The organism is Stakelama sediminis, assembly GCF_014199335.1.
Taxonomy (GTDB): domain Bacteria; phylum Pseudomonadota; class Alphaproteobacteria; order Sphingomonadales; family Sphingomonadaceae; genus Sphingomonas; species Sphingomonas sediminis.
The window spans coordinates 549,066-573,642 of the sequence record NZ_JACIJI010000002.1; the positions used below are offsets into that span (position 1 = coordinate 549,066).

Sequence of the window (24,577 nt, forward strand, 5' to 3'; positions counted from 1 at the left end):
CATTTCCTTACAGCGTCGCGCGGACGTTGACGTACAGATAGCGCCCATAAGGGTTGTAAAGCGCCGCCTCATAGCCGTTCGAACTCAACGGTGGGGCCACATCGAACAGATTGCGTGCGCCGATCCGCAGGCGATACTGGTGCGACCCCTTCGCCCCGATGGTGACTTGCCCGTAGAGATTGACGGTCGTGCGTCCGCTGACGAGCCAGGGATTGCCGTCATCGTCAATCAGACCGGTATCGTCGACGGAGCTGGTATATTGGGTATACCCACCCACCTGGAACTGCTTGAGGCTCCAGGTCAGACTACCCGACAGTTTCCATTCCGGTTTACCGTTCTGACGCAGCAAATCGCCGCCGCCGCTGATATAGATAGACGGATCGATGTCTCCTGCATTCTGCGCTGACATCAATGCCGAAATATCGGGCGAAGGCGACAGATAGAATTTACCCAGATGCGCGGCATTTAAGTTCAGCGTGAAGTCGCCTGCGCCGGTATCGCGCACGCTCCAGATCAGGCCCAGGTCGATGCCTTCCGCCGTCTGCGGCAACAGGTTGCGATAGGCGTCCTTGACGTACAGGATCTCACCAACGGGATCGATTCCGGTCCCTGCAAATTCGGCGATATCGTCAGCAGTCGGCGTGGCACGCACGACATCGGGATCGCTGCTGCCCTGCGTACGCAACAGATAGTCCTTGATGATCGAATTGGAGTCGCCGAAGATTCCGACCATACCTTCCTGATGCACATGCCAGTAATCGGCAGTGATCGTCAGTTGGCCGAACCGGGACGGAATGAATTTGGGTTGCAGAACCACGCCCACCGTCCAGGATTTTGATGTCTCAGGCTTCAGGTCGGGATTGCCTGAGCGCTGAGAAATCACCGCTTGGGTTTCGCTGCAATCGTTAAAGCTTGAAATCCTCCCGGCGATCAGGTCCGCCTCGCACCGGATATAGTCGGTGCGCGTATTGGAACGCGTCACGACGGTTGCGTTGACCTGCTCCAGATTCGGTGCCTTGAACCCTTCGGAATAGGAACCGCGAATGCGCAAGCCGTCGACAATGTCCCAGGCGCCGGCGATTTTCGGCTTCGCCACCGACCCTGCGTCGCTGTAATGCTCAAACCGGCCCGCAAGCTGTAACTCGACATTATAGGCCAGCGGCACGTGCATGTCGGGGGAAATGACCGGAATGGCCAGTTCGGCATATGCCGACTCTACCGTGCGCCGCCCGAAGACGTCGGGTGACGGACTGGTGCCGACAATATCGCTGCCATAGGTTTCGCCGGTCACGGAATCGGTAAAGGTGATCGTGCCGTCCGCACGCGGATCGCGATCGTCGCTCTGTGTTTCGCGACGCACCTCCGCACCGATCGCAATGCCCAGATCGCCACCGGGTAGATGGATCAGATCGGGCCGCGACGCCTTGATATCCCAAGACGCCAGTGTCGATTTGTCAATGCGATTGGCGTAAACCTTCATCGCATCGATGGTGGCCTGATTGCTCTTGGTCGTGTCGCCGATACTGGGATTTTCCAGATTGCCGCCATTGAACGGATCATAGGCATCCGGCGTCGACAGCGCCAACGCCTGCTGGACCAGCGTTGCGCTGAGTGCGGTCGTCCGATCGTGCACGCGCGCTTCCGAATAGAGCGCGGCGGATTCGAACTTGAATCCGGCCATATGCCAGCGGATGCCGCCGACCAGCCGGTATTCGCTGTTCGTCACCTCCACCAGGTTGGGGCCGGTATCGGAAAAATCATAGCGCTTCAGCGTGACCGGAAGCCCTTCGTCGGGCACATTGGTCAGCCCCGGCAGACGATTGGGATTGGGCGAACCGTCCGGCAGGGTTACCGCACCGAACGGGTTGTAATAGTTGCTTGCCGGGACCGTGATCGGGATCGAGCTGAGATTATAGGTGGCGTACTGCCAGCTTCGCGTCTTGGCGAGATAAAGCCCGCCCTCTCCGAACAACACAACGTCCGGTGCGATTTCGTAATGCGCGGTCGCGTACAGATTTCCGCGATCGGTTTCCGGCATGATCGTCTCATTGGACGATGCCGTACGATCATAGCGCAAATTGCGATCAACAGTTGAGGTGGCGGCCGAACCTGAACCGATACAGATCCCATTCGGCAGGGTGGCACTGCAATCGGGATTTGTCTGTGGCTGAATGTGGAACAGCCCCGAAGAAGAGGTAATCCGCGTGCCGTTCTGATAAACGCCGCCACTGGCACCCACGACCCCGAAATAACCCCAGGGCGTGGTCGTCGACCGTCCGTCGAGCGACGTCGACCCGTCGAAACGCGTGCCCGCAAACAGATCGCGCTTGTCGTCCGACGCCGTATAATACTGGTCCTCCGCGCGCAGCATTGAACGATGCGTATAGTCAGCAAAGACCGTGACGTTGCCCGCACCATTGGCGAACGATGTCCCGGCAATGCCGTTCGCACTGAATTCGTGCAGGCCGGTACCTTCAGCCAGACCGTACTGGGCGCTTACGCTGGCACCCTGATAGTCCTTTTGCAGCACGACGTTGACCACACCGGCAACTGCATCCGATCCGTAAATCGCCGCCGCACCGTCGCGCAACACTTCCAGCCGCTGGATACCCGCGACCGGAATGGCGTTGGCATTATAGGTCAGCACCGGAACAAGCTGGTCGTTGGCGCGGCTGGTGGGATGGTGGACCACTCGGCGGCCGTCGATCAGCAGCAGTGTATTGCCGACACCCAGATTGCGCAGGTTGATCGAGCCGACATCGCCACGCGCCGCGTTTGAGCTTTGGGGCAGATAGGCGGAGTTGAACGAGACATCGCCAAGCTGCGGGATCGACCGCAACAGTTCGTCGCCCGACACCGCGCCGGTTGCGGCAATCTGGTTACTGTTGAGAACCGTTACGGGCAGCGCCTCGGCTACCTTACTACCCTGAATCTGCGTGCCTACGACGACGATATCGCTCTTGCCTTCATCAGCCGAAGGAACAGATGCAGGCGCGCTTTGCGGTACCGTGGTAGCAGTACCCGTTTGCCCGCCTTCCTTCGCGGCCGAGGATGCCACCGCCGCGCTGTAATCAATGGCGGTCATATGGGCGTTACGCCGTCCGGCGCGGACAATCCGCACGGCATCGGGAGCAGTATAGCGATAGGTGTACCCGCTTCCCGAAAGCACGACGTCCAGCATTTCGCGCGCGGTATATTTGCCCGACAGTTCAGGCGCGCGCAGGCGGGTGATGGCGCTGTCGGTAAAGATCAGTTGCAATCCGGTGGAACGTGAAATCTGAAACAGCGCCGCACTGAGCGGTTGCGCGGGCAAATCAATCTGGATGCGTTGCTGTGCAATCGGCGTCGGACTCGTTTGAGCAAAAACGGGCGTGGCAATCAGGCAGGCAGCACCTGCCAGCAGCATGGTCTTCATCGTCAAGGTCCCCCCTTTGAGACGGTTGGCCGATTTCCGGCCTTGCACTTCGATGACGCTACGCCGTCAAAAAAACGAACCCGCAATGTCGAAAAAATGTAATTTTTTTCCATGCGCGCATGAATCAATGGACATTATGTTCGCATTTGTGACGCTACAACGTCATAGGATTGACGGATACCTGCGGGGGCGAAAGGGAATATGCACAGGCGGTTTGCTCATGTACCCATCGGCGATGCCGATACGGACGAGCAGATCAAGCTCTATCTCTCCGCATTGCGTAAATTCGTGACGCGTCGTATCGGCGACCATGATCTGGTCGAAGACCTTGTGCAGGAATCCTATCTGCGCCTTCTGGCCCGTAATCGCGATAATCCGGTACTGGAGCCGCAAGCCTATCTTTTCCGCATCGCCAGTAACCTGCTTGCCGATCTGCATCGCGGCGCGAAGCGAGCGCCGACTACAGACTGCGACCCGGAAAATGAGATTCCGGTACGTCCGACCCAGGAGGATGCGCGCAGTCGCGCCGACCTGCAACACATGTTCGAAGCCGCGCTGGCGGAATTGTCCCCGAAATGCCGCGCAGTATTTCTCATGCGCCGGTTCGACGATCTCGACACCGGCGCCGTTGCGACCCGGCTCGGCATCAGCCACCGCATGGTGCAAAAATATATGACGGCGGCGATGACGCATCTATATGCGCGGCTCGGTCACCACCGTGGAGGTGAGCAGTGACCGACAAGCACGATCTGGGTGCGAAGGCACAAGTGACGTTCGAACGCATGTTCGATGCACGAACGGAATCGGTTTCCGCGGCCGACCGGGAAGAGGCGGAAGCCTTCTGGAACTGGCTGGGTGAGTTCGAACGCCCCGCAGACAGTGCGGCGGAGCCTGACCGCCGCATTCTGCGGTGGCCGCAGCCCTATGTCTTCGGGCTGGCGGCGGCAGCGATTGCGGCGTGCCTGATGCTGGCCTTCACCTGGGACTGGCTGCCCTTGCACGCCAACCGGTCGGCGCAGGCACCCGTCGTCTTCGCGTCGGGGAACGCCCAGCAACGTGTCATCGACATGCCTGATGGCTCGGTCGTTACGCTGGCCGCCGACAGCCGGGTCGACATTCGCTATACCAAGGCGCATCGCCGCGTCCGGCTGGTGCGTGGGGAAGCCCTGTTCAAGGTCGCGCACAACAAGCAACGTCCCTTCATCGTCAGTGCCGCCGGCGGATCAGTCACCGCAGTGGGCACGGCGTTCGACGTCCGGCTGGACCACCCATCCAAAGCGCAGGTCACGGTCGTCGAAGGCGTGGTCAAGGTCGCCGTCGCCTCTCGTAATTCGGAAAGCGACAGCAACCTTTCCCGATTGGCGCGCAAGGGGCAGCAGGTTGATTTCGGCCTCGACAAGACAGCCCGGGACACGCAGGCAGCGTTCATAACGGCGCGTCAGAACGCCAATATCGACCTGACGACCGCCTGGACACGCGGAATGCTGTATTTCAATGGCGAGCCGCTTTCTCAGGTGATCGACACGGTCAACCGCTATACGGATCAGAAGGTCGTGCTGGCCGATCCGGCAAAGGCGAATATGCCCATTTACGGGCTGATTACGCAGGGCGATACCAGCGCGCTCAAGAACCTGGTCGCGCAACCGAATATCATCAGGACCGATACCGCAACGCAAACCGGTCAACGCCGTCAAACGGCAGAAAGCGGTTCAGGCCCGCAGCAACAGGACGGCGATACGGCTCCCTGACGTGAATTGTGTAACGCTCCCGGTATTCAGACTGTCTCCAGCCTGAAATCGCGATACTGCTTGCGAATTTCCGTCTTGAGCAGCTTGCCGGTCGCGGTATGCGGCAATGCGTCGACGAACAGAATTGCATCGGGCAACCACCATTTCGCGACATGTTGCGCCAGATGATCGCGAATAGCGTCCTCGCCCACCTTGCTGTCCGGCTTTCGCACCACCAGCAGCACCGGGCGTTCATCCCATTTGGGGTGCCTGACCCCGATAGCCGCCGCTTCGGCTACGCCCGGACAACCGACCGCGGCGTTTTCCAGTTCGACCGAGCTGATCCATTCGCCGCCCGATTTGATGACGTCCTTCGACCGGTCAGTGATCTGCATCGTGCCGTCGGGATGCAGGATCGCTACGTCCCCAGTATCGAACCAGCCATCCAAGGTCAGCGCGTCCCCCTCTTCCCTGAAATAGCGCTGCATGACCCATGGTCCACGCACCTGAAGCCGCCCGGACTGCTCACCGTCACGCGGTAAAATCACACCATCGTCATCGACGATCCGCATCTCGATCCCAAACGGCACCCGGCCCTGCCGTACGACCAGATCGACCTGCTCGTCAAAAGACATATCCTCCCATCCGGGCGGCAGCGCGCCAATGGTCCCGATGGGGGAGGTTTCGGTCATTCCCCAGGCATGGTTGACGCGAATGCCCATCTTCATGATCCGCTCAATCATGAAGCGCGGCGCCGCCGAGCCGCCAATCGTCACGACCTGAAGGTGCTCAGGCTGTTTGCCGGTGGCGTCGATATGCTGGAACATCGCCAGCCATACCGTCGGCACCCCTGCGCTGTGCGTTACCTTTTCCCGGTTCATGAGGTCGCAAAGCACGCCCGCATCATTCACGGCGGAAAACACGAACTTACACCCGACCGCAGCGCCCGCGAACGGCAGGCCCCAGCATACCGCATGGAACATCGGCACGATGGGCAGTGCAACCGATCGGCTCGCCAGTTCGAATACATCCGGCTGCACCTCCGCCATCGCATGGATCAGCGTCGAGCGGTGGCTGTAGAGGACGCCCTTGGGATTGCCGGTCGTACCGCTGGTATAGCACAGCAGACAGGCCTTCTGCTCGTCCCCCTCAACCCAGCGATAATCGCCATCCTCGCGTCCGATCACCGCCTCGAACCCGTCGGGACCAAGGTCGTCAAAACAGATGCAGTGCGTAATCGTCGTCCATTGGTCGCGCAGTCGCTCGACCACGGGCTCGAACATCTTGTCATAGAGCAGCACGCGATCCTCGGCATGATTGCCGATATAGACAAGCTGATCATCGAACAGGCGCGGGTTGATCGTGTGCACCACGCCACCCATGCCGATCACTCCGTACCAGGCGACCAGATGCCGGTGGTGATTCATCGCCAGCGTCGCCACCCGGTCGCCGGGTTTCACACCCATTCGTTCGAGTGCCTGCGCCAGCCTTCGGGCGTCCCTATGCACGCCTGCCCAGTCAGTTCGCGTCTCGCTACCGTCCGCCCAGCGGCTGACGATTTCCCGTCGGCCATGCTCGCGCGCGGCGTGATCGATCAGCCGCGGTACGCGAAGGCCGAACTCCTGCATTTGTCCAAGCATCGCATCCTCTCCATGCCGGTTATCCCACGGCTGCCAGTCTGTTGATTTCCGCCGGCTTCAGATCCGCATGGGTGATACCGTGCAGTGCGCCGATCGCTTCGGCAAGCTCCCCGTCGATCCGAAAGTCGCGGCCGATGACCACCACCGCCTCTCCTTCGTCGCCCAGTGGCAGGGCCAGCGCCACCTCACACCGCCCGCCTCGTCGGTCGGCCAGCATTTCAGCAAGCAGGTCGATGGCCGTCCGGTCTTCAATCCCGCAATCCAGTATCAGCCGCGCCTCACTGGCCAGCGCGTCGAACGACCGTACCCGTTTGATCGACACCCGCGCGCTGTCCTCACCCGCTCGCCGGTCGAGTTCGACGTCCAGAATCGCACATTCCCCCGCACGCCCGGCTTCTTCCAGCGCATCGGTCGCACCGTCTTCGAAACAGGTGGCGATGCACTGCCCGCTGGTGTCCGAAAGCACGGCCATCATGTACCGCCGTCCGCGCGCGGACGTGCGCCAGCGCGCATCCTCGATCAGGGTCGCCAGCGTCGCGGTGGTGCGCGCACCCTCGGCCAGCTTCACCTCCGCGATGCTCGCAATCGTGCGCGCACCATGTACCTTGGCGAGATGCGCATAGCGGTCGAGCGGATGCGAGGAGAAATAGAAACCGAACGCATCCTTTTCCGCCTCACTGCGCTGGGCAAGCGACCAGTGCGCGCTGGTCGGCAGGCGGATTGCCGGTTCCGCAGCACCGCCATCGTCATTGCCGAACAATCCGCCCTGTCCGCTGGTGCGCTGTTCATGCGTCCGGGACGCTACGGCCAGCAGCGTTTCGGCCGCTGCCTGTACGCCCGCGCGGTTGGGGTCGATCGAATCGAACGCGCCTGCCCCGGCAAGCGTTTCCAACTGCCGCTTGTTCAAAAGGCGCGGATCGACACGCCGCGCAAAATCGTCGAGCGACCGGAACGCGCCCTTTGCACGCCGCTCCTCAACCAGCAATTCCATTGCGCGCTCGCCCACGCCCTTCAGCGCGGCAAGCGCATAGCGCACTGCCAGTCCATCCCCTTCCTGCTCGACCGAAAATGCTGCCTCGCTGGCATTCACATCGGGAGGCGCGCAGACGATATTGAGGCGCTTCATATCATCGACAAAAATTGCCAGTTTATCCGTCTGGTGCATGTCGAAGCTCATCGACGCTGCGAAGAATTCATGCGGATAATGCGCCTTCAGCCATGCGGTCTGATAGGCGAGCAGCGCATAGGCCGCCGCGTGACTCTTGTTGAAGCCATAGCCGGCGAACTTGTCGATCAAATCGAACAACTCGTTCGCCTTGGCTTCGGGGATATTGTTATGTTTGGCGCAGCCTTCGATGAAGATGGCGCGCTGCTTGTCCATCTCCTCTTTCTTCTTCTTGCCCATCGCGCGGCGCAACAGGTCCGCGCCGCCCAGGCTGTATCCGGCCAGGATCTGCGCAGCCTGCATCACCTGTTCCTGATAGACGAAAATGCCATAGGTTTCGTTCAGGATCGGTTCGAGCAAAGGATGGGGATATTCCACCTTCTCGCGCCCGTTCTTGCGCGCGCCGAACAGCGGAATATTGTCCATCGGGCCGGGGCGATAAAGCGAAACCAGCGCGATAATGTCGCCGAAATTGGTGGGCCGAACCGCCGACAGGGTGCGCCGCATCCCTTCCGATTCCAGCTGGAACACGCCGACCGTATCGCCGCGCTTGAGGAGCTCATACACCCCCTCATCATCCCAGTTAAGCGTATCGAGATCGACGCTGACGCCACGCCGGTTGAGCAGACGAACCGCCTCATGCAGCACCGACAGCGTCTTGAGGCCAAGAAAGTCGAACTTCACCAACCCTGCGGTTTCGACGAACTTCATGTCGAACTGAGTCACCGGCATATCGGATCGCGGGTCGCGGTAGAGCGGCACCAGTTGCGACAGCGGCCGGTCGCCGATCACCACACCCGCGGCGTGGGTGGAACTGTGGCGCGGCAACCCCTCCAGCTTCATCGCCAGATCGAGCAGATAGCGCACGTCCACGTCATTTTTATATTCCGCCGCCAGTTCGCTGACGCCGTTCAGCGCGCGGTCCAGCGTCCATGGGTCGGCAGGCAGGTTCGGCACCAGCTTCGCCAGCCGGTCGACCTGACCATAGCTCATCTGCAGCACGCGGCCGGTATCCTTCAGCACCGCACGCGCCTTCAGCTTTCCGAAGGTGATAATCTGCGCGACATGATCGCGACCGTATTTTTCCTGAACATAGCGAATGACTTCGCCGCGCCGGGTTTCGCAGAAGTCGATGTCGAAGTCGGGCATCGACACACGTTCGGGGTTCAGGAAACGTTCGAACAGCAGACCCAGTTTCAGCGGGTCGAGGTCGGTAATCGTCAGCGCCCAAGCAACCAGCGATCCCGCGCCCGAACCGCGTCCCGGTCCCACCGGAATATCATGCGCCTTGGCCCATTGGATGAAGTCGGCAACGATCAGGAAATAGCCGGGGAACCCCATCTGGACAATGATGCCCAGTTCATAGTCCAGCCGCTCGAAATAGCTTTTACGCGCCGCATCGTCGGCTATCCCTGCCTTTTCAAGCCGCGCCTCCAGCCCCTTTTCCGCCTGTTCGCGCAGCATCTTCGCCTCACCCTCCCGATCACCGGCAAGGCTGGGCAGGATCGGCTTGCGCTTGGGTGCCGCCACCCCACAGCGCTGCGCAACGACCAGCGTATTGTCGATTGCCTCCGGCAAATCCTCGAACAGCCGTTTCATCTCGTCGGCGGGTTTCATCCACGCGGCGGGCGAACTGCGCGGACGTTCCTCGCTGGCGACATAGGTTGAATTGGCGATGCACAACATCGCGTCATGCGCCTGATGAAATTCGGCTTCGGCAAAACAGCACGGATTGGTCGCGACCAGCGGCAGGTTGCGATCATAGGCAAGGTCCAGAAGGTGCGGTTCGGCCCGCATCTCCACCGGGTCTTCACGGCGTACCAGTTCGATATACAGCCGGTCGCCGAACAGCGCCTGCAACCGGTCGGCATAAGAAAACGCCGCCTCGGCCTGTTCCTCAGCGAACAGTTTCGCCAGTGCACCCTCCCCGCCTGCGGTCAGGCAGATCAGCCCGTCAGTACGTCCCTCCAGCGCCGACAATTCGACATGCGCGGGCTGTTCGATCGGCCGGTCGAGATGGCCCATGCTGACCAGCGCACACAAATTGTCATATCCTGTCGAATCCTGTGCATAGAGGGCGAGCCAGTCATAAATCGGCTCCGCGGTTTCCGGCATTCCCGGTCGCGCCACCGTCAGCATCGTGCCCAGCACCGGCTGCACCCCACCGCCGATGCACGCATCGGAAAAGGCCATGGAGGCATACAGACCGTTACGGTCGGTCAACCCGGCGGCAGGGAAGCCCAGTATGTGCGCCTGTTTGGCAATCGCCTTCGGTTCGATTGCGCCATCCAGCATCGTGTAGGAAGAAAAAATGCGAAGCGGAACATATCCTGCGTGAGCCATCTGGCCACTATGCCCTGCCCGAATGATTCGGGAAACCTGTGATCAGAGCTTGTTGCACGGAACAGCTATCGGATTTACGCGTTTTCGTTGCGCATGTGAAAGGATGCTGACGATGGAAGATTTCGAACGCATGACCACCGAACTCGCACCTGCCGGTCGCGGCTGGCACTGGATGCTGGGCTATGGGATCGTTTCCGTAATCATCGGCCTGCTGGCGTTGCTTGCACCGGTTGCCGCAACGCTGGCGAGCGCGCTCGTCGTCGGTATCTTCCTGATACTGGCGGGCGTTTCCGCGCTGCTGATGGCATTTGCCGCGCGCGGGCATGAAACCAACGGCTATGCGGTGCTGTTCGGCATCCTGTCGCTGATTATCGGCATCCTGATCTGGTGGGCACCGGCGGCGGGCGCTTTCTCCCTGACGCTGCTCATCGTTACCTGGCTGGTATTGCGCGGTGGGCTGGAAATCGCCTGGAGCATGAAGCTGCAACGCCATCGCACCTGGATGTTCGTGCTTGGCCTGATCAACCTGCTGCTCGCTTTGCTGGTGATTTTCACCCTGCCGCTGTCGGCACTGACGCTTCCGGGATATATCCTCGGTATCAGTTTCCTGATCACCGGTATCAACGCGATCGTCTGGGCCTTGTCGCATCGCAAGCCGGCCTAATCCGGAATCACTGCGCGGTAGTGCGGGCCTGCTGGTCCATCAATGCGATCATCCGTTGCAGCAGTGCCAGCCGCATCGCGATCCGGGAATAATAGGGTGCCGTTTTTGGTGTAAGAGCCAGTGCATGACGCCATAACGGCAGGGCGGCGGCATAGTCTCCCTCCCGCACCAGTGCCAGGCCATAGAAAAAGGGCGGGCCGGGATGTTTCGGGGCCAGCGCCATCGCCCGGTTGAAGGCCAGCTTTCCGGCAGGCGACACCAATCCATGATCGTGCGCGCTGTATGCCGTACCCAGCCCCGTCCATAGCGCAGCGTTATCGGGCAGGCTGCTGACTCCGCCCAGCATCACCGTCACTGCCGTTTCCGTGCTGCCGCTGCGGATCAGTGCTTCCGATGCGAGAAAATAGGGCGATTCTCCGGTAATTCTGCCGAACAGCATCTCCCGCAGTTCGCGCAGCCCCTGCCCGTCATTGCTGATAGGGCGTTCGGCGCTGACCGGCGCGTCGGGCAAGTCCGGACTTCCCTGCAAGGCATAGCCGGTCGCGCCCAGCATCAGCGCGGCGCCACCCAGCATCCAGATATTGCGGCGCAATCCGAACGCCATCATCAGCGCGAACGCCCCGATCCCGATCAATCCAAGCGCGACCCAGCCCATCAGCGACGCCTCCGCCGGATTGTCCGCGCAGCCAGCCATCCACCCGCAATCAACAACACCAGCGGTGCCAGCCAGAGCGGCGCCGTCCGCCAGTTGAACGGGGGGTCATAGGTGACATAGTCGCCATAGCGCTCGATCAGCCAGCGGCGCACCCGATCCGGGCTTTCGCCCGCCGCGATCCGTTCGCGCACCATCGCACGCATATCGCCCGCCAGATCGGCGTCGCTGTCCGCGATCGACTGCCCCTGACAGACCAGACAGCGCAGTTCCTGCATCAGCGCCTGTGCCTTCGCCTCCTGCCGTGCATCGGGCAGTTGGGTATAGGCATAGCGATCCTGCTGCGCCGTCGGATCGGCGCTCGCCGTCATGGCGAAACCACCCGCCAGCACTACGACGGCAAGGATCAGACGCCAGCGTGTCATTGCGCCGCCTTCCACGCCGCGATGATACCGGGAATATCGTCCGCCCGGATTGCACCGATATGCTGCAGCACGATGCGCCCCTTCCCGTCGATCAGAAAGCTTTCCGGCACGCCCGACGATCCCATCGCCAATTGCACACGCGCGCGACTATCGTCACCGATCCGGTCATAGGGGTCGCCATAGCGGGCAAGGAATGCCTGCACGTCCTGCGGCTTGTCGCGGATCGCAACGCCTTCAACCGGCACGCCCAAGGCTTTGAGCTTTTGCAACTCCCCCGCTTCAGCGGCGCAGGGCACGCACCAGCTTCCGAAGACGTTCAGCAGGCGGGGACCATGGCCGATGAAATCAGTGGTCGACAGACCCGGCTTGCCCGGCACCATCGGCGACAGCGTAAAGGCAGGCACCGGCTTGCCAGTCATATGTGATCGCACGGCATGCGTGTTTGGCCTGATGACCCCGGTTGCCACGACGATCATCAGCACCGCGAACAGCACCAGCGGCAGCCAGAGCAGGATATGCCGCACTTTCACAGCCACGCCTCCGCCCATTCATCATATTCACGCGCACGCCTGCGCATCTTCATCGTCCGGCGCATATGCCCGATCAGCGCCAGCAAACCGCCTAGCGCGATCATCGCGCCGCCGATCCAGATCAACGTCACAAACGGTTTCCACCACAGCCGTACCTGCCAGCGTCCGTCGGCATTTTGCTGCCCCAGCACAGTATAGAGCTGCCCGTTCCAGCGGGTCACGATGGCGGACTCATTGGTCGTGGTCGGCGGGGTGGAGAAAAAGCGCTGTTGCGGCTCCATCACGAACGGCCGGTCGGTGCCGCGCTTCACAATCAGCACGCCCGCGATTGCCGACCAGTTCTCTCCGACCACGGGCTTCACGCCTTTCAGGGTGACGTCATACGGCCCGACCGTTGCCGTTTCCCCGAACCGCAGCGCAGTCAGCCGTTCTTGGGTAAAAGCGCTGTCAGATGCCATGCCTGCCACCGCCACGGCTACGCCCAGATGCGCAAGCACCATGCCGAAAATGAACCATGGCGTGCGTTTCAGATTGCGGCGCCACAGCGGTGCCACGCTCGCCACCGCCAATCCGGCTGCGAATGCCAGCCCAAGGATCGGCATCGCACCCGCACGCGGCGTCAGCAATACGAGGATGACGGCCGCAAGGATCGCCACTCCCAGCGGGATCGTCACCCGGCCGAGCACCGCCTGTGCATCGTCCCTTCGCCAGCGCAACAACGGCCCGACCGCAAGCACCAGCATCAACGCCAGCGCAATCGGTCCGGCAGTCTTGTCGAAGAACGGCTTGCCGACCGAAAGCTGCACGCCGAACCCTTGCGCGACCAGCGGATAGAGCGTGCCGATCAGCACGATACCCAAAATCACCGACAGCAACAGGTTGTTAAGCACCAGCCCCGCCTCGCGGCTCACCAGATCGAAGGTATTCCCCTGCCGTACGGTTCCGATCCGCGCGCCGAACAACGCCAGTGCGCCACCGATATAGAGCGCCAGCAGCACCAGAATGAACGTGCCGCGTTCGGGATCGACGGCAAAGGCGTGAACACTGGTCAGCACGCCTGAACGCACCAGAAACGTCCCGATCATCGACATCGAAAAGGCGACCACCGCCAGCATGACCGTCCATGCCCGCAATCCGTCGCGCGTCGCCAGCACGCTGACCGAATGGAGCAGCGCCGTCGCCGCCAGCCAGGGCATCAGCGAGGCATTTTCCACCGGATCCCAGAACCACCAGCCCCCCCAGCCAAGCTCGTAATAGGCCCAGTAACTTCCCGCCGTAATCCCCAGAGTCAGGAATATCCACGCGCCCAGCACCCAGGGCCGCATCGCGCGCGCGAATTGCGGGCCGACATCGCGCGTGACCAGTGCTCCGACAGCAAAGGAAAAGGCGACCGACAGGCCGACATAGCCCACATAGAGCGTAGGCGGATGCAGCGCGAGGCCGGGATCCTGCAACAACGGGTTCAGCCCCTGCCCGTCCGCCGCGGGTGGCCATAGCCGGGCAAACGGATTCGATGCGAACAGAAGGAACGCGTAGAAGCCGAGCGCGATGACCGCCTGCGCACCCAGCGTCGCTGTCAGCGTGCGCTGCTCCAGTTGCCGTTCGAACAGCGCCACCGCCGCGCCCGCCAGCCCCAGGATCGTAACCCATAGCAGCATCGAGCCTTCATGGTTTCCCCATGCGCCCGCGATCTTGTACAGCATCGGCTTTACCGCGCTGCTGTTTTCGAACACCAGCCTCACCGACATGTCGGATTGCGCAAACACCGTAATCAGGCACGCCATCGCACCGGCGCATAACAGCCCCTGCACCATCGCCACCGGACGGATCGCCGCCGTCATGTCATCGTTGCGCAGCCGCAGCGCCAGACCGGCGAGCGCCACCTGCAACAGCGCCAGTGCCGCCGCAAACCACAATGCCGCCAGCCCGCTCTCTGCGATCATGGTTGGAGCGTCTTCGTTTCGTGCATCTTGCCCGCCACTTGCGGAGGCATGTAGCGTGCATCATGCTTGGCGAGCAGATTGTCGGCGATGAAGCTGCCGTCCCTTTGAAACTCGCCTTCCGCCACGACACCCGACCCTTCGCGGAACAGGTCCGGCGTCACGCCGGTAAAGCGCACCGGCACCTGCGCTTTACCGTCGGTGACGACAAAACGCACAGTAATGCCATCGGGCATGTGCCTGACCGACCCTTTTTCGACCATACCGCCCAGCCGGACATGGTGGCCGAGCGGCAGGCCGTCGCGCACTACATCGCCGGGCGAATAGAAAAACGACGCCTGTGTCCGTAACGCCGACAGCGCCAGCCCGCTCGCGCCCAGCACGGCGGCCACGGCCAGCAGGCCGAGCGTCAGGCGCTGATGCTTCGCCTTCATCGCCGTTTCAGATCCTCCAGCCGTCGTTCCGCGCGGCGCATTGATATCCAGCTCGCCGCCAGCACGCTCGCGCCCACGACGAACGTCACGCTATAGGCGGCAATGACAAAAGGCCATGGATTCATGCGTGGGTCAGCCTGCGCATCCGCGCCTCCGCCTTCTGCGTTGCCAGTTCGGCGCGCATCCGCATCAGTACGATTGCCGCGAAAAACAAGGTGAATCCTGCGAGCGTAAACCATAGCGGCCACAGGATCGATTCCGCGATGCTCGATCCCGACAGGGTGATGCTCGGTCCCTGATGCAGCGTATTCCACCAGATTACCGAATAATGGATGATCGGCAGCAACACCGTGCCAGCAATCCCGAACAATGCCGGAATCCGCGCATCGCCGCCGCGTTCCCGGTCGGCTCGCGCCAGTGCCATATAGGCCAGATAGACGAAGAACAGCAGCAGCATCGAGGTTAGCCGCCCGTCCCATTGCCACCAGGTGCCCCAGGTCGGCCTGCCCCAGATCGAACCGGTAATCAGGCACAATGCCGTGAACAGTGCCCCCGGCATGGCAATCGCCCGCGCCGCCACGGCCGCCAGCGGATGCCGCCACACCAGATAGGAAAAGCTCGCGATCGCCAGCGACGACCATCCGGCCATGCCCAGCCATGCCGACGGCACATGGATATACATGATCCGCACCGTCTCCCCCTGCAAATAGTCGGGTGGCGTCTGCGTCAGACCGGCCCAGCATCCGAACGCGATCAGTGCCAGCCCCGCCCACAGGCAAATCGCCGTGGCCGGACGGGCTAGCTTCAGAAAGCGGTTCGGATTGGCAAGCGCATGAAACACAATTGCCAATGCCTATCGCCGGAATGGGCAGGTTGCTAGGTCGGAAACACTATTGCACGTCAAAACACGCGCTGTCGCAGCGCGCTGACGACATCCTGCATCATACAGACCCTTAACGGTCGACGACAGCGCTGACCCGGTGGAAAAAGGGGTGATGCGGCGTGCTGCCGCGTTTGATATCGCGAAAGATACCGCCGCCCAGAGTTGGCAGCAGACCTTCGATTTTCCAGATATCCTGAGTCGCCCGCACGTCCAGATGCACCCGCAACGCGCCGTCGAAATCGAAGGTAATGACCGTCTTTTCCGGACAGGCCTCCTTCAACATCAGCAAAATAGCGTTCAATTCATTGGTAACGCTGCTCTTTCGCGGCGTGGGGAGCCGTTCCACGCCACTTTCAGATGCTGACTCATGCTTACCGGACACCGCGCTTTCCCCCACCCGTTGCAGGTGGGATGATAAACCCAAACATGCCCCGCGCGCCAGCTATACGGGCGGGCTAATCGGATGCGGCAAGAGCTGTGCGGCCTTGCCAAACGCTCTCGTCAGACAACAGATGAATGAACAGGCGGAATATCAACGACGTGGAGGTGCCGTCCCCGATAATCGACATAGGTGACGCTGAGCCTGTGCCGATTGAGATTGCATGTCACAAAGCCCGATTGCAGCGAGCAGAAATCACTGTCACCGATATAGCAATGCGTGTCGGTCAGCGAACCCGCGCCCGTGCATACATAATGGGTATCGCCATGAATGACGTGCTGAAGGTCATGGTCATGCCCATTCAGATAGAGCGCGACACCATGCTTGCGGATCAGCGGATCGATCATGTCGATCAGTTCCGGATTGCCGCCATGACGATGCTCCGCTGATGCCTTCGCCCGGTAGCCGCCTTCCGCCTTGCCGGTGTAAACCGGGTGGTGGCCGATGACGATTTTCCAGTCCGCCGTTGAAGCGGCAAGCCCCCGGTCGAGCCAGGCCAATTGCACGGGCACCTTCGCACGCTGATCGCCGACCTTTACCGCTCTTGCGCCATCCTCATAATAGCGCTCGATCATCGGAGAGGTGTCGAGCACGAAAAACTGCGCCGTCGTCCCGTCCGGCGCCCGCTCACTAAAATCATACCAGTGCGACGGCAGATGCCAGCGCTTGCTATGCGCCGAATAGTCGATCTGCGCCTGCACGTTACCGTGATAATCGTGGTTACCCAGCGTTACCCGCCACGGCCCCTGCAATGATGGCGCATCATAAACCCGCTCGAAGGAGTGCTGCCAGGCCGGATCGGTGATGCTGGTGACGCCGTTTTCGTAAAAATTATCGCCAACGGAGAGGATAAACCGCGGGTTCAGCCGGTCCGCGACACGCGCCATCTGGTGCGCGACGTCGCTTTGATGATTACGTCCCCCGCGCCCCCAATCACCGATGCCGAGAAAGGTCATCCCACCCTGTGCTGAGGTCTGCGCCAGCAACGCCTCCAGCGGCGTCATCGCGGCAAGCCCTGCGGCTCCCAGAAACTGAATCGCTCCCCGACGGCTGATATGGCGGATGGTCATAAACACGCTTCCTGCAACGCTGACAGGGCCGAAGATGATCGGTCCATTCTGATAGGAAGCGCCCTGATAGAACGCAAAAAAGTCGTTCCTGTTACCGTATATGAAAGGACAGGGTATGCGGCAGGACATACCGGCTCAATACAACTGGATGTCTACTCTACAGTTCTTCCCTGCTGCGTAACGTCAGCAGGAATGTCGCGCCGGGACCATCCTTCGCTATCAGTGCGACGTCACCGAGATGCCCCAGCGCAATCATGCGGACCAGCGCCAGACCGACACCCGAACCATCATCCTTCGTCGTAAAAAATGGTTGGAAAATGCGGGCTTGCGCGTCGTCGAAAACGCCCGGCCCGTTGTCGGACACCTGAATTTGCAGCATGCGATCTACCTGCCGCACCTCAATCACAACACGCGGTGAAGACCGGTCTGCACAGGCTTCGGCAGCATTCTGCAACAATGCCCATAGTGCAATGTGAAGCTGTTCCGCATCCGCGGCAACACGGTTCGGCGCGCCGTCATCGCGCACGGCAAGCTCGATCTGCGGCCAGCGATTACGGAACAGGGTCGTCAGGTCTGCGATTAGGGAATCCAGCACCACCGACCGCATGACGGGTTCCGGCAGCCGTGCAAGCCGGCGATACGCCTCACCAAAGCCCCGCAACCCTTCCGCCCGGCGAGCCACCGTCTCGATTGCGTTTCGCGCTTCGACAATATCCGCGGGGGCGCCACTCTCTATCAGTTCCACCGCGGAGCGCCCCAGAGAGGCAATGGGTGTCAGGCCGTTCATAATCTCATGGCTGAGGATGTTTAACAGGTCGCGCAGCGCACGCGCTTCGGCTGCTCGCAATTCCGCCTCGATCCCGACCAGTGCGGCGATCCGACTGATTGCTCCATCGCCGGCAATATCGGCAGTGGCAATCGCATAGCCTTCCACGCCCCCACCAAAATCGATGCGAAGCGATGCTGCCGCCCCCGGGGCGGTACCGGCGATCGCGCGGATCAGCGCCGGATCGGGATCGGGGATAATGTCCTGAACCGAAAATAATCGTCGGGCAGCACGGTTCACGGCGCGCAACCGATAGCCTTCCTCCAGCAGAATAAGGGGGGCCGGCGACAGGTTGAGATAGGCGCTTAACCGGCGCTGCTGACGCTCGGCATCCATTGCGCGCTGATCGGTGCGCATATCGACATAGATCGGCTCCCGGTCGCGCCGCATCGACATCGCAATCGAGCCGATCGCCCATAGCGCAATCAAGGCGGCAAGCACCGCATTGGCGTAGAATGCGTGCCACCATGCCAGCGCCACGACACCACCCAGAACCGGCAACAGCGCGATCATGACGATCCGCCCGAGCGGCCAGCCTGCGCGCCTAAAGTCCATGCTTGGCCATCCGCCGATAAAGTGCCGCTCGGGTCAGGCCCAGTTCTTCCGCCGCACGGCTGATGTTAAACCGGTGCCGATCAAGTGCGGCCTCGATCAATCGCCGTTCGGTACGATCAAGGTTGAGGTCAGCGGCCCCTGCCCGCAACGGCGCATCAGGCGCATGGGACGAATCGATGCCCAGGTCGGCCACCACGATTTCCTCCCCGCCCGCCAGCAATACCGCGCGCTCGATCGCCTGCTGCAACCCGCGCACCTCATCGGGCCAGTCATCCGCCAGAATCGCTCCCAGCGCCTCATCCGACAGGGTACGGACCGGCACGCCGTGACGCCGCGAAAACCGCTCTACGAAATGGCGCGCCAGCAACGCTTTGTCCGCACAACGCTCCTTCAGCGAAGGCACTTCAATCTCGATGGTGTTCAGCCGATAGAGCAGGTCTGCATCCAGCGCCGCGCGCACCATCCCCCGCTCCCCGCGTGCCGTCGCGATGATGCGCATCCCCTCCAGCCGCGCAGCGAGCCAGGGGTGGAGGGCGCGCGGCAGCTCAACAACATTGTCCAGCAGCACGGTGCCGCCTCTCGCCTGTTCAAGGGCGCTGCTGATCGACGCCTCGTCGAGGTCGGCATGTGCGGGCAACCGGATCAAGGGATTTTCGTTCAGGGCCGACCGGCGATGGACGAGTTGTGCGGTCAGGCTTTTTCCGGCCCCCGCCGGTCCGGTAATCAGCACCGGAGCCGCAGTTGGTGCGATACGCGTGATCAACGTACGGATGCGTTTGATCGCACTGTCTTCGCCCAGCAGCAGCGGCGTTGCCGCTTCCTCCGGTGAAAAGGAGGAACGGTAGCGCGCACGGGCCAGCGTCGCCGCCCGCTCCAGCTTGGACGCCAGTGTATCGTTGCTCCACGGTTTAATGACGAAGTCGGAGGCGCCCGCGCGCATCGCCTCTACCGCGATGTTGATACCGCTATGGCCGGTAATGACGATTACCACGGCATGCGGATCGGCGGCGGTCAGATCGGTCAGCATCCTGAACCCCTCTTCGCCCGACGTGTTGCCACGCGCGAAATTCAGGTCGAGAAGGATCAGGTCGAAACGCTGCTCGGCCAGCAGGCTCCATGCAACCTGCGGGTTTTCGGCACCGGTCAGTTGCATTCCCTTTCGGCGTGCAATCAGCCCCGCCGCCTGAACGATATCGGCGTCATCATCGATACAGAGGATTTGCACTGGCGTGCCGCTTGACAGGCCGGAATCACTGTTCGGAATCGGACACCCCCTACAATCTCCGTTCGATTCACTACAGCAACATATAATATATCATTTTTTATCAATTGCTTAGTGAATTTCGTCACTAGAGGATATCCTGTCCGCATGAACGAAACGACGCAAGTCTCATCAATCAGCGGTGCGGGCATGGATCGACGCGTTGCGCCGGCACGGGGCTGGTGGCGCAATCGCCGGGTGCGCTGGGGCCTGATCGCCGCTGCCGTGCTGGCTGCGGTGGCGCTGCTCTATGCCTTCATCCCCTCGTCCAACGCTCTTGCCGTTGAAGCCGACGCCATCCGCACCGGCACCGTTCAGCGTGCCCCGTTTCAGGACTATGTACCGCTGCGCGCAGAAGTCACACCGCGCGATACCACCTATGTATCGGCGATAGTCGGCGGCCAGGTCGATCATGTGATTGCCGGCGACGGCAGCCAGGTTGCGAAAGGACAGCCGCTTGCGGTGCTCAGCAACCGTTCGCTCGAACTCGATGTGGCATCCCGTTCCGCCGACATTGCCGGACAACTCGGCAATATCAGCGCCCAGCGCCTGTCGATCCAGCGCAACCGGCTGGACAGCGACAGCGAAGTCGCTTCCGCCAAGAACGCCTTGCAAAAGGCACAGGTCGAACTGTCGCATAAACAGTTTCTGCTGCAAAAAGGCATCGTCAATCAGGCTGCGGTGAAACCACTCGCAGCCGAAGTCGCCTATCAGCAAAGCCGCGTACAGGCACTGACCACAGCACGCGCGCAGGAAAGCGGCACGCTGGCCAGTCAGAGTGCGCAGATCGGCACTACCGCAGAGCAGTTACGCCGCAGCCTTGCCATGGTGCATAATAGCCTGGATGCGCTCACCATCCGCGCACCTATGGCGGGACGACTGACAGGTTTCGACCTGCAACCCGGCCAGACGCTTAATCCCGGGGACCGGGTCGCGCAAATCGATGCCGAGGGGTCGTGGAAGCTCATTGCCGATGTCGATCAATATTATCTCGGTCGCGTTCGCATTGGCCAGAACGCCATCGCCACGCTTGATAACGGTCAGGCGAAGCTGCGTGTTTCGAAAGTGCTGCCACAGGTTACCGATGGCCGTTTTCGTGTCGAGCTGACCTTTGACGGCACCGCACCGGCAGGCCTGAATCGCGGCCAGACGCTTGACGTACGGCTGATCCTCGGTGCCGACCATCCCGCCATCGTCGCCCCGGCGGGAAGCTGGCTAGACGCGGGCGGTAACATCGCGTTCGTCCTCACCGGCAAGGGGCGCGCCGAACGCCGCCAGATCACCACCGGACGCCGCAATCCCGATCAGGTCGAAGTGACGAGCGGTCTGAAACCCGGCGACCGGATCGTGACGTCAGCGATCAACAATTATCAGCAATATCAGCACCTGCTCATCAGTTGAAGGAACACGCCATGATCCATCTCGACAATATCAGTCGCCTGTTCCGTTCGGATGAAGTGGAGACTACCGCGCTCACCGACATCGACCTTACCGTCGAGGCCGGAGAATTCGTCGCGGTCATGGGACCGTCGGGGTGCGGCAAATCGACGCTGCTCAACATTCTCGGCACGATCGACCGTCCCAGTGCGGGCCGCTATCTGTTCGAGAGCGAAGATATTGCCAAAGCGCCCGAAGCGGAGCTGGCAAAGTTGCGCCGGGACCGGCTGGGGTTCGTCTTTCAGAGCTTCAACCTGATCGACGAGCTGACGATCGGAGAGAATGTCGCGCTTGGCCTTGCCTATCGTTCTTTGGGCGGCGCTGAGAAGCGTGAGCGGGTCGCCGCCGCGATGGACAGGGTCGGCATCGCGCATCGCAAGAACCATCACCCGCATCAGCTTTCCGGCGGACAGCAGCAACGTGCCGCCATCGCGCGCGCCATCGTCGGTGATCCGAAGCTGATCCTGGCCGACGAACCGACCGGCAATCTCGATACCGAGAACGGCACGCAGGTAATGAACATCCTGACCGAACTGAACACCGAAGGGGCGACCATCGTCATGGTGACTCACTCGCCAGCCCATGCCGACATCGCCAAGCGCACCGTCCATATGCTCGACGGCCGCATTCTGACCTCCGCACGGCGGGCGGCGTGAAAATGCGCGATCTTCTGGCCACAATCGTGCTGCTTCTCGTCATCGCGATATTGTGGCGGCGGCTCTCGGAACGGGAGGATGCGGCATGATCGGCGGCTCTCCTTTCCTCACACTCTATCGCTCACTCACCCGGCACAGGCTGTTCGCGGTGCTCAATATCGGCGGACTTGCGCTGGGCATCGCGGTGTTTCTGATCCTGTTCCTGTTTGTGCAGTTCGAACGCGGGTATGACCGGCAATTGCCGGGCTGGAACACATTGTGGCTGTTACAGGAGCATCGTGTCGGACCAGGCGAGTCCGCCCAGCCCGGCCTGTTTACCATGGGCAACGAACTGCTTCAGTTGCAGGCCGATTATCCGCAACTGACGGGCACGCGCTATGATTCGATGGGCGTCACCGTACTTCAGGGGCCGCGATCTTTCGCCGAACCGCTGGCCGCCGTCGATACGAATTACTTCAGGCTCTTCCCGTTTCCAGCGCTAGCCGGCAATCCGTCGCAGACGCTGCAGGAGCCGAACGGCCTTGTCATCACCCAACGGGCGGCAACCAAATATTTCGGAGACCAGCCTGCGCTTGGGCGCGAACTGACGCTGCGCATCAACGGGGAGGACTATAGCTACCGTGTCGGCAGTGTGATCGCCGATCCGCCGATGCAGACCACCCTGAAAAGCGATCTGTATGTTCCGATCGTTCCGGCGCGATTTGCCAATGAATGGTGGGATCACTGGGGCAGCGCATCCCTGACGACGCTGCTGCAATTTCCCGACAAGTCCGCGGCACACCGTTTCGAAGCCGCACTTCCCGGATTTCTGGACCGTCATGCCTTCCCCACGGGGAATGTGAAGAAGGGGAAATATTATCAATCCATCACACCGCTTTCGGCACTGCATCTGGCCACGCCGGGAGATCGAGCGACGGTGGTGACGCTTGCTCTGATGGGTATCCTAACGCTGCTGATCGCGATCATGAACTATATCAATCTGGCAACCGCACGGGCCGGATTGCGAGCGCCCGAAGTCGCCCTGCGCAAGGTTTTCGGCGGTGTACGGTCGGCGATCATGGCCCAGTTTCTGGGAGAAGCGGTAGTCACCGTATTCGTTGCGACCCTGATCGGTCTGGCGTTCGCCGAACTCGCCCTGCCCCTGCTTAACACCGCCATCGGCACATCGCTTTCGATCCGCTATATCGGTGCCGGTGGCCTCGCACTGCCGCTGATCGCAATGGTGCTGGTGGTCGGACTGATCGCCGGACTGTATCCCGCCGCGATATTGTCCCGCTATCGTCCGGCAAGGGTACTCGCTGCCGCACGCACACCGGATGGAGGTCGCAACGGCACAAGGTTGCGTCAGGCACTGATCGTTGCGCAGTTCGCAATCGCCATCGCTTTCGGGATCAGCACCTCGGTCATGATCGCGCAGGTCGCCCATGTCCGCATGGCCGATCCGGGTTTTCAGCGGCAAGGGCTGATCATCGTCCGTTCCTTTTTCGACGGTTCGCTTGACCACGCGGCGCAAAACGACCTGATGCGTGCTTTCCGCGCGACGCCCGGCGTCACGTCCGCAACCGTTGCTCAAAACGCGCCCGGCGACCAGTTCACGACCAATGGCGACACCGTCTGGTTGCCCGGCAAGCCCACCGTCAAACCGTCGATGATGACGGTGCAGATCGGTCCTGATTATTTCAAGACGTTCGGCGCGCATCGCCTGGCCGGCCGCAGTCTTGATACCAGCCATGGCGGGGACGATCTGTCCGTGGCTTCCGGGGACCGGACGGGGGCACTGAACATCGTCGTGAACCGGACCGCGCTCAAGGAGCTGGGGATCGCCAGTCCGCAGGCAGCCATCGGTCAGGCCATCGACGGAACACGACCGATGCGGATTGTCGGCGTGGTCGGGGACATGCGCTTTCGCGATCCTCGCGAACCGGTTGGCGGCGTGATCTATATGCTCGACACGGCGCGAATCTCCTCAAGCATGGCGACGATCCGCTATACCGGCGTCGATGCGGCGACGATGACGGCCCGGCTTGAGAAAGCATGGAAGAGCATCGCGCCGACTGTCCCGTTCGATGCAAAAACGGTCAGGCAGAATCTCTGGCAGAAATATTATCAGCAGGATGCACGACGGTCGTTGCTGTTTACCATCGGCGCGGTGCTGGCAGTCGCGATCGGCTGTATCGGGCTTTACGGTCTCGCAGCCTTCGACACCTCGCGACGGATCAGGGAAATCGGCATTCGCAAGACGCTGGGCGCGTCGACACGGGATATTTTGCGATTGCTGATCGGCCAGTTCCTGCGCCCCGTGGTGCTTGCCAATCTGATCGCCTGGCCGCTGGCCTATTTTGCGATGCGCAAATGGCTTGCCGGTTTCGACGACCGGATCGCGTTGTCACCAGCCTATTTCCTCGCCGCAAGTGTGATCGCCGCGCTGATCGCCATCGCCACCATTTTCGGCCAGGCCTGGCGCGTCGCGCGGGCGGAACCGGCCAAAGCCCTCCGCTACGAATAGGACGCTCCC

The 24,577-nt window shown here is 61.4% G+C and carries 20 protein-coding genes; 6 read left to right on the top strand and 14 right to left on the bottom strand.

Annotation, left to right across the window (positions count from 1 at the left end; genetic code table 11):
- Nucleotides 1-7: 7 nt before the first annotated feature.
- Nucleotides 8-3,415: a TonB-dependent receptor gene (locus FHR23_RS09115; RefSeq protein ID WP_246359818.1), complete on the bottom strand. Its 3,408-nt coding sequence runs from the start codon at nt 3,413-3,415 to the stop codon at nt 8-10.
- A gap of 201 nt (nt 3,416-3,616) precedes the next feature.
- Between FHR23_RS09115 and FHR23_RS09120 the strand changes: the two genes are divergently transcribed.
- On the top strand, nt 3,617-4,150 hold the full coding sequence (locus FHR23_RS09120; RefSeq protein ID WP_184003059.1) for an RNA polymerase sigma factor: 534 nt from the start codon (nt 3,617-3,619) through the stop codon (nt 4,148-4,150).
- The gene (locus tag FHR23_RS09125; protein WP_184003061.1) at nt 4,147-5,163 is read left to right on the top strand and encodes a FecR domain-containing protein; all 1,017 of its coding nucleotides are present in this window, start codon (nt 4,147-4,149) and stop codon (nt 5,161-5,163) included. Before FHR23_RS09120 ends, FHR23_RS09125 begins: the two co-directional genes overlap by 4 nt.
- Nucleotides 5,164-5,189: 26 nt before the next feature.
- Here the strand turns inward: FHR23_RS09125 and FHR23_RS09130 are convergent, their stop codons facing one another.
- Nucleotides 5,190-6,782 (bottom strand): long-chain fatty acid--CoA ligase, encoded by a 1,593-nt coding sequence (locus tag FHR23_RS09130; RefSeq protein ID WP_184003063.1) that lies wholly within the window; start codon nt 6,780-6,782, stop codon nt 5,190-5,192.
- A 19-nt stretch (nt 6,783-6,801) separates the two neighbouring features.
- Complete coding sequence (gene dnaE / locus FHR23_RS09135) at nt 6,802-10,290, bottom strand: DNA polymerase III subunit alpha (RefSeq protein WP_184003065.1); 3,489 nt, start codon at nt 10,288-10,290, stop codon at nt 6,802-6,804.
- Between the two features lie 112 nt (nt 10,291-10,402).
- On the opposite strand from dnaE, the gene FHR23_RS09140 reads away from it, so the two are divergent.
- Complete coding sequence (locus FHR23_RS09140; protein WP_184003067.1) at nt 10,403-10,954, top strand: HdeD family acid-resistance protein; 552 nt, start codon at nt 10,403-10,405, stop codon at nt 10,952-10,954.
- Nucleotides 10,955-10,961: 7 nt separating this feature from the next.
- On the opposite strand, the gene FHR23_RS09145 is transcribed toward FHR23_RS09140, so the two are convergent.
- From FHR23_RS09145 to FHR23_RS09195, 11 genes are all read right to left on the bottom strand, one after another.
- Nucleotides 10,962-11,648: a tetratricopeptide repeat protein gene (locus tag FHR23_RS09145; protein WP_184003069.1), complete on the bottom strand. Its 687-nt coding sequence runs from the start codon at nt 11,646-11,648 to the stop codon at nt 10,962-10,964.
- On the bottom strand, nt 11,609-12,031 hold the full coding sequence (locus tag FHR23_RS09150) for a cytochrome c-type biogenesis protein (protein ID WP_184003071.1): 423 nt from the start codon (nt 12,029-12,031) through the stop codon (nt 11,609-11,611). Before FHR23_RS09150 ends, FHR23_RS09145 begins: the two co-directional genes overlap by 40 nt.
- Nucleotides 12,028-12,567, bottom strand: coding sequence for a redoxin family protein (locus FHR23_RS09155; protein ID WP_343043084.1), 540 nt, complete (start codon nt 12,565-12,567; stop codon nt 12,028-12,030). Before FHR23_RS09155 ends, FHR23_RS09150 begins: the two co-directional genes overlap by 4 nt.
- Nucleotides 12,558-14,504: a heme lyase CcmF/NrfE family subunit gene (locus tag FHR23_RS09160; protein ID WP_184003073.1), complete on the bottom strand. Its 1,947-nt coding sequence runs from the start codon at nt 14,502-14,504 to the stop codon at nt 12,558-12,560. Before FHR23_RS09160 ends, FHR23_RS09155 begins: the two co-directional genes overlap by 10 nt.
- A complete protein-coding gene (gene ccmE / locus FHR23_RS09165; RefSeq protein WP_184003075.1) occupies nt 14,501-14,935 on the bottom strand; it encodes a cytochrome c maturation protein CcmE in 435 nt (144 codons plus the stop codon). Before ccmE ends, FHR23_RS09160 begins: the two co-directional genes overlap by 4 nt.
- Nucleotides 14,932-15,060, bottom strand: coding sequence for a heme exporter protein CcmD (locus FHR23_RS09170; RefSeq protein ID WP_184003077.1), 129 nt, complete (start codon nt 15,058-15,060; stop codon nt 14,932-14,934). The genes ccmE and FHR23_RS09170 overlap by 4 nt, the downstream gene beginning before the upstream one ends.
- Nucleotides 15,057-15,776 carry a heme ABC transporter permease CcmC gene (gene ccmC, locus FHR23_RS09175; protein ID WP_184003302.1) on the bottom strand — a complete coding sequence of 240 codons (720 nt, stop codon included), beginning with the start codon at nt 15,774-15,776 and terminating at the stop codon, nt 15,057-15,059. The genes FHR23_RS09170 and ccmC overlap by 4 nt, the downstream gene beginning before the upstream one ends.
- 112 nt (nt 15,777-15,888) lie before the next feature.
- Entirely contained in the window at nt 15,889-16,164 is a 276-nt protein-coding gene (locus tag FHR23_RS09180; protein WP_343043085.1) for a hypothetical protein, read from the bottom strand.
- A gap of 155 nt (nt 16,165-16,319) precedes the next feature.
- On the bottom strand, nt 16,320-17,327 hold the full coding sequence (locus FHR23_RS09185) for a purple acid phosphatase family protein (protein ID WP_184003079.1): 1,008 nt from the start codon (nt 17,325-17,327) through the stop codon (nt 16,320-16,322).
- Nucleotides 17,328-17,484: 157 nt separating this feature from the next.
- Nucleotides 17,485-18,708 (bottom strand): sensor histidine kinase, encoded by a 1,224-nt coding sequence (locus tag FHR23_RS09190; protein WP_246359793.1) that lies wholly within the window; start codon nt 18,706-18,708, stop codon nt 17,485-17,487.
- A complete protein-coding gene (locus FHR23_RS09195) occupies nt 18,698-19,933 on the bottom strand; it encodes a sigma-54-dependent transcriptional regulator (RefSeq protein ID WP_343043087.1) in 1,236 nt (411 codons plus the stop codon). Before FHR23_RS09195 ends, FHR23_RS09190 begins: the two co-directional genes overlap by 11 nt.
- A gap of 186 nt (nt 19,934-20,119) precedes the next feature.
- Between FHR23_RS09195 and FHR23_RS09200 the strand changes: the two genes are divergently transcribed.
- The 3 genes from FHR23_RS09200 (at nt 20,120) to FHR23_RS09210 (ending at nt 24,568) form a co-directional block, all read left to right on the top strand.
- Complete coding sequence (locus FHR23_RS09200) at nt 20,120-21,370, top strand: efflux RND transporter periplasmic adaptor subunit (protein ID WP_184003311.1); 1,251 nt, start codon at nt 20,120-20,122, stop codon at nt 21,368-21,370.
- An 11-nt stretch (nt 21,371-21,381) separates the two neighbouring features.
- The gene (locus FHR23_RS09205) at nt 21,382-22,062 is read left to right on the top strand and encodes an ABC transporter ATP-binding protein (RefSeq protein ID WP_184003082.1); all 681 of its coding nucleotides are present in this window, start codon (nt 21,382-21,384) and stop codon (nt 22,060-22,062) included.
- 85 nt (nt 22,063-22,147) lie between these two features.
- Entirely contained in the window at nt 22,148-24,568 is a 2,421-nt protein-coding gene (locus FHR23_RS09210) for an ABC transporter permease (RefSeq protein WP_184003084.1), read from the top strand.
- The last annotated feature ends 9 nt before the right edge of the window (nt 24,569-24,577 follow it).